Raw genomic sequence first — 15,972 nt, forward strand, 5'->3', positions numbered from 1 at the left:
TTGCGGCGGGATGAGAACCGCTCCACAAAATGGCTGTTACGTGACCCCCTCAACCAACCGATTGTGCATAAGCATCTGGCGTTAAGCGTATAAACCGCGACTTATAGCGATTTTTTGCGCGCAATCAATAACCGGCAAAGCTCGTCGATATCGTCTCCGGCCAAGGTCAATGCCTGGCTGTCCAAGGGGTCGATACCAAACGCCAGCGCTTCACTGATTGCCTTGTCGCGGTGCACCTCCAACGGCGGCTGTCCACCCAGGCGCTGCTTGAACGCCTCAAGCATGTCCAGGGTGAAGGCATCGTCCTCATCCAGTTGGTTAAGCACATAGCGAACCTGCGGCGGGCCCTCGCGCGCAAGATGTGGCGCCAGCAGCCTATCGAGTTGGTCCAGGGTGCCCAAGGACGCGGCGTCAGCCTTGGCAATCACCAACACCACATCGGCCACGCTCAAGGCTTGATGAAAGTAGACATTATTACCGGCGGGGGTATCGATGATCACCGTTTGCCGCGCGCTCAGGTGCAACCCCGACAACTGCTGCGCCAGCCAACCCGGTTCGCGCTTGAGCCAACCGTGAAGGTTTTCCTGCTGCTGGGCATCGATATCGCCAAAGGGGATGACCCGGCACCCGGCGAAGCCCGGTTGCTGGATCTGAGCCCAGGGCGTATTCAACAAGCTGGTGCGACCGATGCCAGGCAAGCTCGCGCTGACGCCGAAGTGATGACGCAATGCGTTCTGCGGGTCCAAGTCCAAGGCCACCACCGACTCACCCAACCGCTGCATGCCGCTGCTCAAGGCAGTGACCAGCGTGCTGCGGCCCACGCCTCCATTGGCCGATACCAACGCGACTACAGTTGGCCGTGCCACGGCAACATCTTCCTGTTGAGGTGGTTCATTGGCGCTCGGGCCTGAAGAAGGAAAGGGGGCGCCATCGTCGACCGGAACACTGCCGAAGAAATGCAACCGCGCGCTCAGCCCGCGCACATCTCGAGTGACATGTTTGCCGAGCAACACAAAAATCTCGTCAGTAAGGCTCATGACCAAACTCCCACACGACGCTGCCTAAAGACGTGAAGGGTCGGCAAGAAGAAGGCTTACCGCAGGTCTTTTTATATAGGCGGCTCTGCTACCGCATTCTCTGACACCGACAACAAAGTGTCATTATTTTGATGAAGTTAACGCTGAATTTTTAGACCGGCGGCAAGTAGTCAAATTAATGACCACGCCAGCATTGGCCCCAAAGTATTTGTACACATGAACGAACCGGGCACCCGACTGCCCGGTTCTGGCACACCAATCGACTTAAGGGCGAATGCGGCGCTCGGTGAACTCGTAATCACCCTGGCAATCACTGGAAGGATCCGCCGCCACACTTACGTAATGCACGGTATCCGGGTCCACCAGTTTATACGTGTAGATATCCGGCGAAGGCACGCCATCCGTGCGCAATTCATTCTTGCCATTGGCCGCTGCCCACGTGCCCTGCTCGGTCTGAATCACCTGAGTCTGCTGCGCATCACGGAAGAAGGTAATAGTGAAACGGCCGTCCGGCTTGAGGTTATTGGTCCACGACAGGAACTGGCACTTGCTGGTCTCCGTGCGCAAACCCTTCCAGGTGCCGACCAAAGCTGGATCGTTGCCAGGCTTATGGGTGGAACACGCGCTGAGGGCCGTGACGAGAAGGATGAGGGACAGTGAAAGAGTCCGTTTCATGTAGGGCTTCCTTTGGTAGAAATGGTGCGGAGGCTGCCTCGATCAAGGCCGAGTAGACCGCTAGATGACGAGGGATGAATCCTACCTCGTTGCGAGGAAAAAGGGATCATTGCGAGAAAACCTTGGCTTCTGCAAAAATAGTCAGAATTCAGGGGTTTACAGAAGCTTGGCAATCGCTATAATCGTCGCCCTAACACGCCGGTATAGCTCAGTTGGTAGAGCAACTGACTTGTAATCAGTAGGTCCCGGGTTCGACTCCTGGTGCCGGCACCAAACAAAACGAAGGCTCGCAGAAATGCGGGCCTTTGTTGTTTCTACACTTTGGTGTTATTGCGAGTTGCCTCGCCCCGTTTGAGCTTGCGCCGCGGCTTCTCAAAGTCCTCGCGAAATGAGCCTCCCTCCCCCTCGCGGCGTAAGTTAGACGCATAAAAAGCTTCTGCTCTACAAACAAACAGCGACTTGATTCTCCCGCTCGAGCAAAAAACTACGACTGACCTACACTCAGCGCGGCAGTATCCTTTTGCCGTCATTCAGGGATAGGGATCATGTTAAGAGCGTACGTAAAAACAGTCCTGAAGGTGCTGGAGTCTCCTTGAAACACCGGGCAATAACCCGCCGTCAGCAACAAAAAAGGCACTTGCCGCTAACCGACAAGTGCCTTTTTTATTCGCCAGCCACCGCGATCAGCGCGACAACATAAACGTCTCGTACTCCAGATCCTCCAACGCCGTCGACAACCGCGCCAGCCCCAGCAGTACGCACGCCAGCAGCGACAGCGTAAACCCATACCCGAAGAAGCTCGGCCCCAGGTGCATGCTCAGCAGCGTCAAGCCGGCGTTTAGGACGGCGAACAGGACGCACAATTCCAACACCACGCGGCGTTTGTCGAGGTAGAAGAACACGTTGAGCAGCGCCATGAAGACGACCTGGATGCTCACGCCGATCAGGTCGATGTAGAACAGTGGCAGGTAGTAACTGGAGATGCCCAGCCAGTCCAGCAGGCGTGGTGCGAAGAGGAACAGCAGCACCACGGTGAGGCCTTGGACTTTGCAGATTTCGAGCAGACCCTGGCGGATGGACAGGGTCATTTCGGTCTTCAGGGAGCCGATATGCTGCAGGGTTTCGCCGTCGCGGATGGCCCGGAACAGGCGGTCGTACCATTCGGCAAAGTCGGTTTCGATGCGCACTAGGAACACGGCCATGCCGGGGATGATCGCGAGGTAGGCGATGAAGATCGGCATGTCGTAGAGGATCGAGGCGCGCAGCGGGCCGATGACGGTGTTGGAGGTGGCCGGGTTGAACCAGAACATGATCTTGTCCACCCAGATGCCGAAGTTGTAGAAGAACCCGGTCACCAGCAGGCTGAGGAACACGTTGCGGCGATCGAGGAAGTCGAAGGCGATGAGCTTCTCAGCCCGGTATTCGCGCAGGATGTCGTAGAGGTACAGGAACAGCAACGTGCTGTGCCCGATCAACAGCGCCAGCAGCAAGCCTGGCATCTGCAGGAAGCTCAGCAGGTAGGCGCTCGCAACCATCAGCGAGTAGCCCACCAGCATCACCAGCAGGATGCGGTTATATTTTTTCATCCCCGACAGGAAAATGATCACCAGCCACAGGTTGCACAGCACCACGAAGTTCGAGAGCACCAGCACGCGGTAGATCAGCGGCTGATCGAACAGCACCGCCAGCAGGATGATGCCGAGTACGCCAGCGCCCACGGTAACCATCAGCAATATGCCCAGCAGGTTGGGCAGGATTTGCTCGTAGTTGCGCTGGAACAGTTGGTCGGACACAAACCGGGTAAAGAACAGTTGCAGGCCGCCCGTCAGGATCAACGAGCTGGCCATCAGGTACGTCACCGTCACCAGAAACTGCCCGACCAGCGAGTTGGGCAACATCAAGCCCAGGCTAATGATGCCCACCAGCATCACGCTGATGATCGACAACACCCACGGCCCGGAGCTGATCAGCCCGGCATAGACGTAGGCATGCAGGGTGGCGGTGTAAGAGTCGCGCGAGAGGATCTTGCGCAGTTCAAAGCCAATACCGGCCATTTAGCTGTTCTCCATGGCTGCCTGGTACAGGTCGCGGTAGCGCTGCAACATCAAGGCTTCGGTGTAATAACGGTTGACCCGCGCCAGGCCGCTGGCCTGTGCGGCTTGCCAGCGTTCCGGGCTGCGCAGCAGTTCCAGGATGGCGACGGAGGTGGCCTGTGGGTCGGCGATCGCGACAACCTTGCCCGCAATACCAAGGTCACGGTCTTCGGCGCTGCCGCCTTCGATCAGTTCGCGGCACGAGCCCACGTCGCTGCTGACCACCGGCGTGCCGGCGGCCCAGGCTTCGAGGATCACCAGGGGTTGCGCCTCACTGATCGAGGTCAACACCATCAGGCCGAGCTGCGGCAGGATGTCCTGGATGCGCTGGAAGCCGAGGAAGTGCACCTTGCCCTCCAGGCCCAAGCTGGCCATCAGGCTGCGGCATTCGCTGACGTACTCCGGGTCTTCCTCTTCCGGCCCGACGATCCAGCCTTCAACCTCAGGCATGGCACTGATCACACCGCGCATGGCCCGCAGGAAGGTTTTCACGTCCTTGATCGGCACCACACGCCCGATCAGGCCCACCCGCGGGGCAATGCCCGGCGCGCGTGTTTCAAGCACACGATTCCACTGCGACAGGTCGATGCCGTTGGCAATCAATTGCGTGCGCGCAGGCTCGGCGCCGTCCTTGATCTGGCGCTGACGGTTACCGTCATACAAGGCGATGATGTTGTCGGCGCTGTTGTAGGCCAATTGGCCGATCCGCTCGAAGTAGCGCACCCACAGCGTACGGATGTAACCCGAGCCGCCGTCGAGGCTGCGGTTCAGCGCCTGGCCGGAGGTCTCGGCGATCCACGAGGCCTGGGCCAGGTCGATCTTGCGTTCTTTGGTGTAAATGCCGTGCTCGCTGAGCAAGTAGGCGCAGTTCCAGCGTTGCTTGAGAATGCAGCCCAAAAGCCCGGCGTAACCGGTGGAAATCGAATGCAGCATGCGCGCCCGCGGCATTTTGCGCGAGGCTTCGGCCAGCATCAGCAAAGGCGACTGCAGCGAGCGCAGGGTCCAGAAATAATTGACGAAGGACGGGTCGGCGCAATGCAGGCGATAACCTTCGCTGAGCGTCTCCCAACTGGCGCGGCTGCGCAGGACGTCGTCGAGGGTCATGTCGCCGTTGGCGATGCAATCGAGCAGCTTCTCACCCAGCTCACGTTCAGGCTGATCCGGGTGATGCAAAAAGCGATACAGGTCGGCCAGGTGCTGCGGGTCGGCTTCGCGCGGTGTGCCGCGCAGATGGGTGGGATGGGTCGCGTCCTCGAGAAACATCTCTTCGATGTGCAGCACGTTGGCCGGCACTTCGTAACGGCGTTTCTCATACGCTGAGCGCTGGCCGCCGATGAACATCACCGAAAAGGTCAACTCCGGCAGGCCGAGGATCATCTGGTGAATCCAGCTCGACACGCCGCCGCGCACGTAAGGCCAGGTGCCTTCGAGCAGCAGGCAGATGTCTGCAATCGGTGCCTCTTGCTTGTTACTCATTCCAGCTCCTCACCAACTCAGCGAACGGTGGCCGCTGGCGGGTTTTCTCGGGAAGGCTGGCGAGCAACCCGGGAATTTCGTGATAACGACCGGCCTCGAACGCCAGCTCTGCGCGAAACGGCAAGACCTGGGCCGAACCCATGCCGTTTTCTTCCGCCAGGCGCAGCAGGACTTCGGCGCGCTCGTTCTCGCCGCGCTCCAGGGCGATACGGCCAGCCAGCAGGAACAGCTCACCGCCCTCGCCCGCCGCCAAGCCCTGCTCGGCATGCTCGCTGGCCTGGTTGAGTACGTGCTCCAGCACGCTGCCTTGCGCCAGGCCGAGGTAGGCCAGTTCCCAGTACCAGCGCGCCAGCATGCTGTGGACCGGGCCTGCGGTGCGCGTACTGACATCCACCAGTTGCTCGAGGGCCATCTGGATATGCAGGTTGATATCGCTTTCCTGCTTGTCGAGCATCGAGTAGGCGAGCAGGCGCACGTCGTCGCTGGGGTCTGCCAGCGCCAACTTGAGAATGGGCACCGCTTCCTTGCCGGGCATCCGTCGCGTGGCCAACAAGGCCGACAAACGCTGGTCCGGATCGGGCGCGTGACGCAGCACATCCTGTAAGCCGCCATCGGCGAAAACCGGCTTGTGCAATTGCGCCTGCGCGCGGTACGGCAAGCTTGGAATACCAACGGCCTGCCAGGCTTGTTTGTCGCGTTTGCGCGGCAAGTACAGCGCCGGGAAGATCGCAGCCACCACACCCAAGGTGCCGATGACCGGCACAAAGAACGCCAGGCTGAAGATGAACAGCGGGCTCCACGGCAACGGCTTGCGGTAGCGCGCCGGCAGCAACAGCCACACGGCCGCGCACAGCATCAGGCAGGCGAGCCCGTGGCTGAAGGAGAAGACCAGCAATTGGTGCAATTGAGGCGCATCGAGCCACAAACTGGCCCAACTGCCCGCCTCTAACAACAAGGCTCCGCTAAACAGCCACTTGCTGATCATTCAAGCCACACTCGTTGTAAAGGAAGTTACGCAGCCCGTTGCGATCACAGCCAGGCTCCAGGTTGAAAGGCATCACCCGTACGCCCAGGCTTTCGAAGTCGCTGTCGATACCAAAGTGCTCATGCAACAGCAGACTGATACGGGCCAGGTAGCCCTCGGTGCCTTGCGGGCTGGTCAACGGCAACAACACCAACAGCAGCGCGTGGTCGCGGTTGTTGCGCACCGGCAAGTGCAGGTCCAGGCCGCGCTGGCTGCGCTCCATCAGGCGCGTCAGCTCGTCGTTGGGGCGCGTCATCTCAAACGCGAACAACCCGGCCGGCAAGGTGTGCTGCTCGATGTCCACCAGCGAGCGCTTGAGTTGCAACGTGAACTGCTGGGCGTCGGCGTCCGGCAGTTGCAGCACTTGCGGGTCGCGACGCAGCAGGTCGGCGATGTGGCCGGCCAGCAGCGACAACAGGCTCAAGGTGCGGTCCTGGAACGCAAAGAACGGCATCTGCCGAACCGCCAGGATGGCCATCAGGTTGCCTTCGGCGTCGATCAGCGGGATGCACGCTTGCAGCGACGAAAACTGCGAGGAGTTGCCGGAATCAATCAATTCCTGGCGCACGCTGACCAGTTCACCGCGCTCAAGGCACAGCTTGATCAGGTCATCACCCGCGTCCAACGGGCCCATCACACCGATCATCGCCAGGGCTTGAGGCAGTATGTTTTTTTCGCTGTCGTCGACGCGGTACAACCCAGCCACGCGCAAGGCGCCGTACTGGCCGAGCATCGCTACGATGGGCTCAGCCAGCGCGATCAGTGCATCGCCTTCGACCGGCATGCCGCGCAGCTTTTCCCGCAAGCCCAGCAAGGAACTGCGCAGGCTCTGGTCGCTGCCCGCCACACGCTGCTCGAGCAGGTCATGGGAGACCCGCAGAATCTGGTGGGCGCGGGTGAATTCGTCGAGACGGTACTGACGGTATTCGTTGGCCATCTGCAGACGCTCAAGGCGACGCACCCACAGGTCCCGCACTTCACCGACGAGCATCCCGCACACCAGCACGCCGACGATAAACGACGGATCAAGCTGGGTGTAACCTTCGTGCCCGCTGCTGCGCAGCGCAAACAGCGCCGCCACCACCAGAACCGCGCTGAACAAGCCGCGCACGAAGCCATAACGTACACCTAACAGCAGCGGTGCCAGGATCGGCCAGGGGAAACCGGCATGCATCTGCAACGGGTCTTCAGGCGTGAGCCAGAAGCCGAGGCCGATCGCCAGGCCCGTCACCAGTATCGTTTCCAGCCAAGACACCGGCCCGCTGGCGCGAGGCGCCAGGCTGTAATCCATGTGTGGAGAATTCATTGCGTTCACTCGAACCGAAGGGCGCCAACAAGTTTGTCGATGACTGTTTGAGCATTGCCCGCCAGGCTTTCACGGGACCAGCCGGCGCGGGCGCCACTTTTGCTCCACAGCACACGACCGCTGCTGGCTTCCAGCACGCGCAGGCTGATGCCCACCGCCGGTTCGCCGTCCAGGCCGTTCTTGTACTGCCACTCTTCCACGCTGCCCGCGACCACGTAATCGAGTTTCTGCTCACGGGCCCAATCGAGGGCACCGGCCAGACGCTCGTTGTCGTCCATCAAGGCTTGTTCGCCCTGGGTGGTGACCGGGTAAACCCGTGGTTGCAGACCATGGCTGCTGAGCACACTGAGCAGGATCTGCTCGCTGCGCTCACCGGCTTGCGGGGTCTGCGAATAGTTGACCATCGGCACGATGCCCCACTGCGCATTGCGCGGCAGGTTCGGGCTGGTCTCACTGGTGAAGCTTGAGCAGCCGGCAACGAACAGGACTGTCAGCGCCAGGCTCAGTTTACGAATTACTTGCATAGGTTTTCTCCCGTAGAGATTCTGTAATCAGCGCCCGAAACGCACGCCGTAGCTCATGCCCAGTGTTCCGCCGGATTTACCATCCCCGCCTTGTGGCGCAGATTGGTAACCGACGGTCAGGGCCAGTTCGTCGTCACCCAGCACTTCAAAGCCGATGCCGGTGTTCATGCCGTAGTTGAAGGTTTGGTCTGTCCACTGCCAGCCTGCCGTCACGTCCACCAACCAGGTGTATTGCGGCTTGGTGCGCACCAGCGCGCCAGGGATGCCGCGACGCCAGGTGGTACCGACGTAGAGTTGGCCGTAGCGGCTTTGCAGCAGGTTGTCGGCGGTGACCGGGTCTACATCGAGAGGATCAGGCAGACCCGTGTCGGTATCTATCGACTGAGGCGTCACCTTGACGGCGCCGCCGTTGCGGCTCGACAGGTAGTCAAGCTCCCGGTCCTTCACGCTGTTCTTCTGATAATCCGCACCGCCGCGCACCGTCCAGTTAGGCCCGGCAAATTCCAGCGTGTGGTTAAGCTCAACCTTCAGCGCATGCCCGGTACCCAGCGAGTCGCCGGCACGGGTAGAGAACGAACGCTGCGCCACTTCCCAGCTCAACTGGTCCCGGGCGGTCAGGCCATGACGCCCACCGACCCAGGCTCGGTCCTGCTGGCCGAAGGCGCGCATCAAGCCGCTGTCGTCACTCTTGCGATGCCAGTCCAGGCCGGTCTCGAGTTGGTGGCTGGAACCCAGCTGCCACATGCGCGACAGGCCCAGGCCGTTGCGATCGTCGTCCTTGCGCTGGCTGGTGTCAGCGAACACCTTCCAGCTGCCGTTTTCCACCGAACGAATCAAGGTCAGGGCCGCGTTGCTTTCGTCACCGATCCTCGATGAGATGATGTCGTCGCCCTTGTAGTTGCCGTGCTCCATCTCGAGGTCGGCGTACCAGTTGTCACCCAGGTTGTGGGCGATTTCCAGGCGCGGCGCATCAAACGAGAGGCCACCGAAGTCTTGCTTCTGGTAGGACAGTAGCGCGCCTTGCGGGGTGCTTTCGTGGATCTCCACGGCTTGACGGCGCAGTTGCTCGCGCACCGACTCCGGCTGGTCGTCACCCAATGCGGTCAAGCTGACGTCCAGCGCTTCGTTGGTGCGACCCAGGCGGCTGAGTGCCTGCGCACGTTGCGCCGGGTTCAGGTCGCTGCTGGCCAACAGGGTTTCAACCTGGGCCTTGTTGCGACTGCGCAGCGCTTCCTGAATCTGCTCGTAACGGTCGACCTTGAGGCCTTGGCTACGCGCCCATTCCAGCCATTGGTCTTTCTGCGACTCCTGATTGGTCGCATCCAGCCGTGCCAGCAAGCGCTCGAACCACATCTGCTTCATCGACGGCGAACCGTCTTTCCACTTCAACAGTTCCTGCTGCGCCTTGCGTGGCGAGTAGCTGCTGGACATCAGCCGCAACCAGATTGCGTAGCGCTGGGACGAAGGTTGCAGCCCTTCAGCCTCGGGGTTGCGCAGCAGTTTCAAACGCAGCCGCTGCGCCGCATCCTGGTAGCCGGCGGTGTCCAGTGCGTCGGCGTACGCCGCCTGCACCAGCCAGTCGTTCGGGGTGAGCTTGAGGTACATGCGGTACCAGGCCAAGGCGTCGGTATCACGATTCAACAACTGACTGGCGCTGGCAAATGGCAGCCAGAGCAGACGGTCTTCACGCGCATAGGCACGCCATTTGGCCAGCAATGGCTTGAGTTTCTCGGTGTTGCCCTGGTCGACATACATCCAGATCATGCGTTCGCGGAACAGGTTGTCGTTGGGATAACGTGACAGGCCCAGCAGGTACAAACGCTCGGCTTCGGCGCTGTCGCCCTGCTCAATCGCCAATGCACCCCGCACGGCCAGGACCTGGGCTTGCTCGTAGGCCTCCGGGTACTGTTTAGCGTCTTCGAGCAACGCGACCACTTGGTCCCACTCCTGCAATTCCTGGGCGAGCTGCAAGGCCTCGACCAAGCGTTGCGGGTCTTGGGCGCGTTTCCAACTGGCGACCATCAGGGCCAGGGCGCGCTGTGGGTCTCGGGTGCGATAAAGGGTGATGAGCTGGCTCTCGTCGCCGCTGACCAGCTTGCCGTTGATCGCCAGCAGGCGTTCCAACGAAACGCGCAGGTCTTCATCACGCTCCAGGTCCCACGCCAGGCTAGCGCGGGCGTGCCAATACTCAGGATCCTCGATCGAAGGGTCATCCAACTTCACGACGTCCCATGCAGCCTGCTCGTCAAACAGCTTCATCTCGGTGCCAACCCAGTCCACTCGCTCGGCCGGGGTCAGCGTGAAACGTTTGGCGTAGTCGTTGTAGACCTTGCTGCGCGCGGCGAACTGCCCTGTGTTGTCCAGGTTTTGCAGCAAGCGTGTCCACGCCAGGCGGTGCCCTGGGTATTTGCGCAGATAGGTGCGCAACCAGGCTTCGGCCTCGGCGGGCGTGCCGCGCGATTCGTGGCCGTAGACCAAGGCGTCCAGCTCGATATCGGTGAGCGCGCGCTGCTGCATGATTTCGGCGAGCAATGGGATCGAACGGTCGAAATCGAACAGTTGGCTCGCCAGGCGCCAAGCGTGCTCGCGGGTTTTCGGGTCTTCCTTGAGTTTGAGCAAGCGAATCCAATAACCCACGGCCGCTGCGTTATCGCCGCGCCATTCGCCCAGGAGCGCCATTTGCTCGAGCAATACGGGGTCATCAGGGTAGTCGACCGTCAATTGCTGGCCGGTTTCCCACGCACCGGCCAGGTCGTTGATGGCCAGGCGCACGTGGAATTCTTTCAGGGCAATTTTCGGGTTGTCCGGCTGCACCTCGCGCCACTGCTTGAGCACGCGCTGCGCCAGGTCAAAGCGCTTGGTCGCCACGGCCACATCGACGCCCTGCTCCAACCACGCCACATCGGCCGAGGACTGGGTGAGCTGGGGCAATTCGTCGGACAGCACCTGCGCGGCCTGTTCGTCGTGGCCCGCCGACAGCAAGCTGTTGAACGCCAACTGCGCATAATCACGGCGCTCGGCCGGTAGCTGGGCGTCGCGACGCAGTTGCAAGTAGATGTCCGCGGCATGCTGCGGTTGGCCGGCGGCCATGTACCACTGCGCGGCGGCTTTGAGCGAGTCGGCACGTTGCGCCGGATCGCGCGCGGCGATTTCTTCATACACGTTGGCCGCGAACTCAGGCGCCTGCAACGTCAACGCGCGCTTGGCCAGGTTTTGCAACTGCGGCATCGGCAACTTGCGGTAGTCGAAGCTACCCAGGCGCTCGGCCAGGGCCCGTTGCGCGATCAGGTCGTTGCTGCTGTCGGCGACCAGGGCATCCAGTTCCAGGCGGTAATAAGCCTGGGTTTCCGGCTGTGGCTTGGGCCACGCTTCCAGGTGCTGGCGCGCTTTGGTGTAGTCACCGAGGCGAATCAACAAATCGACCAGTTGCAGACGCAGGTGATCGTCGTCCGGGTGCGCCGTCAGCAGCAGCTCGGCATAGTTGGCCGAGACCGCATCCGGCTGGCGACCGTCAGGCTGGAACACTTCTTCACGCTGGAAGGTCGCCCACAACAGGCCACCTACGGCAACCGCCACCACCGCCAATGCCCAAGGATTGAGCAGGCGGCTGTTTTTAGTTGCAGAGGAGCTGACCATTACTCACCTGCTTCATAGGTAATTGAAAAGTCCACAGGCCGGCGGAAGCCTTGCCCGCAAATCGTTGACCATCCACTTCCACGCGGCAGGCAGTAGCCGAACGTACGGAGAAGGTCAGGTCGAATTGGCCGGCGAACGCAAAGCTCACGCGGCGCTCATCCAGGTAACGCCAGTCCAGCAGAGGCAAATTGGCTTCTTCCAGCGCCGGTCTCGGGTCTCGATCCGGGCGCAGCACCAGCAACGCCTTGTCGCTGCTCAGGGCCACGTAGCGCCCTTGCGGCAAATCGCGCACGCCGGCGATGCCCTGCGATTGCAACAGGTCCGGCCAGCCCATTTGCGCGTCCAGGCGCACGGTACGCAGTGCGTCCATCCCGCGAATCTGCCAGGCGCCATCCGCGGTGCGTGCCAGGCTCGCCTGATACAAACCGTGCAGACGGTCGAGGTAGTCGCTCATCCACAACGACATCGGCTGCTGCTCGCGCATGTAGCCATAGATCTCGTGCATGGCCTTGATCGACGCCTGCTTGGTGCTGGAATAGAAGTGGTAATAGAGGTGCAGGCCACGCAGACGGCGTGGGCTGTCGGTGAGCTGGAAGGTCTCGATCAACTCGCGGAAACCGTAATACGGGCCCTTCCACAAGTTGGTGTAGAGGTTCTCGTTGATGATCGGCGCGTAGTACTGCAAGCCGCCTGCGGTCGGGCGCAGCAGCGGGTTAAGGCCGGTCAGCGACGGATTGGCCTTGGTCATGATGGTTTCGGCACCGTTGACGTTTTTCAGGCCAGCGTCATACGCCAATTGGATGGTGCTCGCCGATGGCAGTGCATCACCTGGCCAGAACACCAATTTCACCGGCTTCTGCGGGGTGGTCAGGTTCTGGTTGATGTAGTCGCGCGAGCCAAAGATTTCGCGGCGAAAATCAATTTTGTCGTAGCCAGGCACCTTCATGTTCATGCCGTATTCCGGATTGAAGTTCTCGCGTTTCTTGGCTTTATCCGGCTGCATGAAAAATGGGTGGCTGTAGGTATGCGTGGCCACTTCAACTTTAGGGTTGGCAAAGATCTCGCGTGCAATCGGCTCCAGCTCACGGGCCAGGAAGGGGAACGCGCCGCGCGGCGAAATCTCGGCTTCGATGATCGACACCGACGTCAGGAACGGGTTGGGCTTGATGTAGTCGTCCAGCGTGTGGCGACCCGCGTAAGGCGTGCCACGCACTTCGGCGCGGGAAGGGAAGCCATCGCCATCGATGTGCACGGTCGCAATGCGCCGGCCATTTTCGGTAGTGCTGTCCGGGCGCGGCTGGCTTGGCAGGTGCAGGCTGGCCTGGAGAAACGCAAAGGGATCGAGGATCCAGCGGCTGCGCTCGTTGTTGGTTTCAAGCAGATAGGGCGCAAGTGCCAAGCCACCCCATTTGCCGACCACCACCGGCGTGAACACGTCACCGCCGGGCCCCTTCAACGACAGCGCCGCTGTCGGGCCATTGGGCATCACGGAAACGGCGGCGAGGTCACGCGAGCGCGGCACCACCGGCGCTTCAAATGCGCCCACCAGGGCTTTGTCCTGGTGAGTAACGGTCAGCACCTGCGTGGCGGGCGGCGCATCACGCTTGAGGCCAAGGCGCTTGAGCAGCAGCTTGTCCTCAATCGGCAAACCACTGAAAAACGCCACAGGCACCTGTTCGTCCAGGCGCGCATTGATGAAGCGATTAAACGCAGCCGGGTCCTGGGGCGGGCCGCTGGTCATCCATGTGACAACGCCGGCGTACAGGCCACTGAAGCTGTACAGCGGAAGCTTGCTGTCGGCCGGAAAATAATCGACGCGATAGCCCAGGTACTCCAGCAAGCCGCCGAGGTCGCTATGACCGGCAGCATCTTCCAGCGCACCTTCGCGCGGGTCGAAGATCAGCGCGATACGGCGTGGCTGAACCTCGATGCTGCTGATGCCCAGGGTGTTGAGGTCAGGCGTGCTGATATACGGGATGTAGCCTTCTTCGCGCAGGCGCTTTGCGAGCTTGCGCGCGTCTTCACGGCGCTCAGGCGGCAAGTAATCGATCGCTACCAGCGGGATGCCTTTGGCACGCAGCGGTTTCAAATGCGTTTCAAGCCATTCGCGGTCGGACTCCGAGACCGGGCGATAACGCTTGGCGGAGGCGTCCCAGCCCGCGTGAATCGACTCGACTGCCACGGCGGCGGCAACGCCATCCAGCTCGGGCAATACTTCGAAACCGCGATTGAAGAACAACTTCAATGTTGGCTGACGCTTGTGCATTTCACGCAGCAGGTTGGCCAGGCCCACGCGCTGAGCTTCACGCTGGGCTTGAGGCAAGAGTTGGAAACTGTCGAGGGTGTCGAGAAACACACCGCCATAACCTTGGGCTTGCAAGGCTTTGGCGCGAGCAAACAAGTGCTCACGCCAGGCTTGCGAAGTGAGGTCCATGACCTGGCTGTCCCAGGCATCGTTACGCACCGGGGAAACCGCTTTGCTCAAGCCGGCTTTGTCGAGCTCCGCCTTATTACCGTCGAATTCGCCCACGGACAAATAAGCAAAGGGTTCGCTGCCCAGCGTGCGCAAGGTTTTGACGTCGGCGGGCGTCATGTGGCCGGGCTCGACCACAGCCCAGTCGAACTGCGCCAACTCCGCCAGGGGCGGCTGATCGGCATACCAAAAGGCCACGCTGGCCGGCTGCGGCACAGTAGCGGCCTGCACAGGGGCCCCGCCAACGAACAACGCAAACGCGGCCAGCAGCCGCTCGGCTATTGCGCGGACACGCGTCCTGCGAAAAACGATTTCCATAATGCACTCTTGAAATGATTGAAACTGGGACGGCGCTAAGGTCAAACAGGTGACCGGAGGGTTACAAACTGCGAAGCAGCTGTGCCAACCCCTGGCCCACGGACGTCGGTTCCGAGAGCACGTAGCGTTGCAGCAAGCGCGTGTTATCCGCGCGGGAATGACGAATATCGCCTTGGCGTTGCGCCTGATGCGTCACCGTCAGCGCCGTACCGGTCGCACCACCCAGCTCGCTGATCAGGTCGTTCAAACTGGTCGCGCGGCTGAACCCGACATTGACCGCACCAGAGGCTGCCTCGCGGGCCTCCACGGCCTGCACGAGAATGCTCACCAGATCTTGCACGTAGACAAAATCGCGCGTTTGCCCACCGTCACCGAATACGGTAATCGGCTGCTTGGCGATTGCCCGCTGGCTGAAGATACTGATCACACCCGAGTACGGAGAGGACGGGTCCTGGCGTGGGCCAAAGATATTGAAGAAGCGAAAGATCACCGGCTCCAGGCCATGTTCACGACGATAGAAGTCCAGGTAATACTCACTGGCCAGCTTGTCGCACGCGTAAGGCGTCAGGGGAGACTTGGGGGTGTCTTCTTCAATGGCCGTGCCTTCGCCGTTGTTGCCATAGACTGCAGCGCTGGAAGCGAATACCACACGCTTCACACCCGCCTTCAGCATGGCTTGGCACACATTGAGCGTGCCGACGAAATTGCTCTGGTGGGTAGCGACAGGATCGTCCACCGACGCCTGCACCGATGCCACTGCTGCCAGGTGAACCACAGCATGGCATCCCAGCATGGCTTGCTCGACCACCGCCGTGTCTGCAACGTCACCCACGACGACATCCAGATGCGGATTCCCGATAGGCAAATTGCTCGTCTTGCCGGTCGACAGGTTATCCAGCACACGAATGCTGTAACCCTTGCCCAGCAAGGCCTCTACCAAATGCGAGCCAATAAAGCCTGCACCACCGGTAATCAAAACTCGCTTAACATCCATGGAGGTTCTTCCTGACGACTCAAGCGGAGATTTCATATAGGCAGTCCGCTAACGGTGGCACGATTAAGGCCCAGCACAGACTGACAAATCCCTCAGCCCGCTTGGTGCAATGATGTCAGTTTAATGGCTTGAAGCCATCAAAACGCCGCCGATCATGTTAGATCCGGGAGAAACTGTCAACATATCGTCTTTTATGCCGCCAGACGGTAGGCGACTTTAAATCACCGTCATTTAATTGACTCATATTCGGGTGTTTAAACGCGGTTAACGTCGATTGGGTTAGGCGAAATTTTTGCCACTTACCTGCTATCCGTTTTTTCAGACGTCCCGCCTTGTCAGTGCTTTTAAAAAATGGTGTACAGCGCTCCTGAAAAGGGATCTGCGCAACGTTTGTGGGCATAAAGCTTGTGCCTGAG

Annotated in this window: 10 protein-coding genes and 1 tRNA gene; 1 reads left to right on the forward strand and 10 read right to left on the reverse strand. The window is 60.6% G+C overall.

The features are described from left to right. Nucleotides 1–101: 101 nt before the first annotated feature. Nucleotides 102–1,037: a cellulose biosynthesis protein BcsQ gene (gene bcsQ / locus JBO08_RS20725; RefSeq protein WP_065890255.1), complete on the reverse strand. Its 936-nt coding sequence runs from the start codon at nt 1,035–1,037 to the stop codon at nt 102–104. 264 nt (nt 1,038–1,301) lie between these two features. Continuing rightward, the gene (locus tag JBO08_RS20730) at nt 1,302–1,712 is read right to left on the reverse strand and encodes a hypothetical protein (protein ID WP_065875794.1); all 411 of its coding nucleotides are present in this window, start codon (nt 1,710–1,712) and stop codon (nt 1,302–1,304) included. A gap of 197 nt (nt 1,713–1,909) precedes the next feature. Here JBO08_RS20730 and JBO08_RS20735 point away from each other — a divergent pair. Next, nucleotides 1,910–1,985: transfer RNA gene (locus JBO08_RS20735), tRNA-Thr, on the forward strand. Between the two features lie 410 nt (nt 1,986–2,395). On the opposite strand, the gene pelG is transcribed toward JBO08_RS20735, so the two are convergent. The 8 genes from pelG to JBO08_RS20775 all read right to left on the reverse strand — a co-directional run bounded on the left by pelG (nt 2,396) and on the right by JBO08_RS20775 (nt 15,556). After that, complete coding sequence (gene pelG, locus JBO08_RS20740; protein WP_065875795.1) at nt 2,396–3,766, reverse strand: exopolysaccharide Pel transporter PelG; 1,371 nt, start codon at nt 3,764–3,766, stop codon at nt 2,396–2,398. Next, nucleotides 3,767–5,281, reverse strand: a complete 1,515-nt coding sequence (pelF, locus tag JBO08_RS20745) for a GT4 family glycosyltransferase PelF (RefSeq protein WP_065875796.1) — start codon at nt 5,279–5,281, stop codon at nt 3,767–3,769. Continuing rightward, entirely contained in the window at nt 5,274–6,266 is a 993-nt protein-coding gene (locus tag JBO08_RS20750) for a transporter (protein ID WP_065875797.1), read from the reverse strand. Before JBO08_RS20750 ends, pelF begins: the two co-directional genes overlap by 8 nt. After that, nucleotides 6,244–7,611, reverse strand: a complete 1,368-nt coding sequence (locus tag JBO08_RS20755; protein ID WP_065879782.1) for a PelD GGDEF domain-containing protein — start codon at nt 7,609–7,611, stop codon at nt 6,244–6,246. The genes JBO08_RS20750 and JBO08_RS20755 overlap by 23 nt, the downstream gene beginning before the upstream one ends. A gap of 5 nt (nt 7,612–7,616) precedes the next feature. Next, a complete protein-coding gene (locus tag JBO08_RS20760) occupies nt 7,617–8,135 on the reverse strand; it encodes a penicillin-binding protein activator LpoB (protein ID WP_065875799.1) in 519 nt (172 codons plus the stop codon). 27 nt (nt 8,136–8,162) lie between these two features. Next, nucleotides 8,163–11,771 (reverse strand): tetratricopeptide repeat protein, encoded by a 3,609-nt coding sequence (locus JBO08_RS20765; protein WP_065875800.1) that lies wholly within the window; start codon nt 11,769–11,771, stop codon nt 8,163–8,165. Then, entirely contained in the window at nt 11,749–14,562 is a 2,814-nt protein-coding gene (locus JBO08_RS20770; RefSeq protein WP_220074896.1) for a bifunctional glycoside hydrolase 114/ polysaccharide deacetylase family protein, read from the reverse strand. The genes JBO08_RS20765 and JBO08_RS20770 overlap by 23 nt, the downstream gene beginning before the upstream one ends. A 61-nt stretch (nt 14,563–14,623) precedes the next feature. Then, nucleotides 14,624–15,556 (reverse strand): NAD-dependent epimerase/dehydratase family protein, encoded by a 933-nt coding sequence (locus tag JBO08_RS20775; RefSeq protein WP_220074897.1) that lies wholly within the window; start codon nt 15,554–15,556, stop codon nt 14,624–14,626. Nucleotides 15,557–15,972 lie beyond the last annotated feature (416 nt).

This window comes from Pseudomonas sp. LAP_36 (assembly GCF_019456785.1).
Taxonomy (GTDB): Bacteria; Pseudomonadota; Gammaproteobacteria; order Pseudomonadales; family Pseudomonadaceae; genus Aquipseudomonas; species Aquipseudomonas tritici.

Bases quoted from the DNA above. Each gene is read 5' to 3' on its own strand.
- JBO08_RS20730 (WP_065875794.1), bottom strand. From the start codon at position 1,712: ATGAAACGGACTCTTTCACTGTCCCTCATCCTTCTCGTCACGGCCCTC.
- JBO08_RS20775 (WP_220074897.1), bottom strand. From the start codon at position 15,556: ATGGATGTTAAGCGAGTTTTGATTACCGGTGGTGCAGGCTTTATTGGC.
- JBO08_RS20760 (WP_065875799.1), bottom strand. From the start codon at position 8,135: ATGCAAGTAATTCGTAAACTGAGCCTGGCGCTGACAGTCCTGTTCGTT.
- pelF (WP_065875796.1), bottom strand. From the start codon at position 5,281: ATGAGTAACAAGCAAGAGGCACCGATTGCAGACATCTGCCTGCTGCTC.
- JBO08_RS20755 (WP_065879782.1), bottom strand. From the start codon at position 7,611: ATGAATTCTCCACACATGGATTACAGCCTGGCGCCTCGCGCCAGCGGG.
- JBO08_RS20765 (WP_065875800.1), bottom strand. From the start codon at position 11,771: ATGGTCAGCTCCTCTGCAACTAAAAACAGCCGCCTGCTCAATCCTTGG.
- JBO08_RS20770 (WP_220074896.1), bottom strand. From the start codon at position 14,562: ATGGAAATCGTTTTTCGCAGGACGCGTGTCCGCGCAATAGCCGAGCGG.
- bcsQ (WP_065890255.1), bottom strand. From the start codon at position 1,037: ATGAGCCTTACTGACGAGATTTTTGTGTTGCTCGGCAAACATGTCACT.
- JBO08_RS20750 (WP_065875797.1), bottom strand. From the start codon at position 6,266: ATGATCAGCAAGTGGCTGTTTAGCGGAGCCTTGTTGTTAGAGGCGGGC.
- pelG (WP_065875795.1), bottom strand. From the start codon at position 3,766: ATGGCCGGTATTGGCTTTGAACTGCGCAAGATCCTCTCGCGCGACTCT.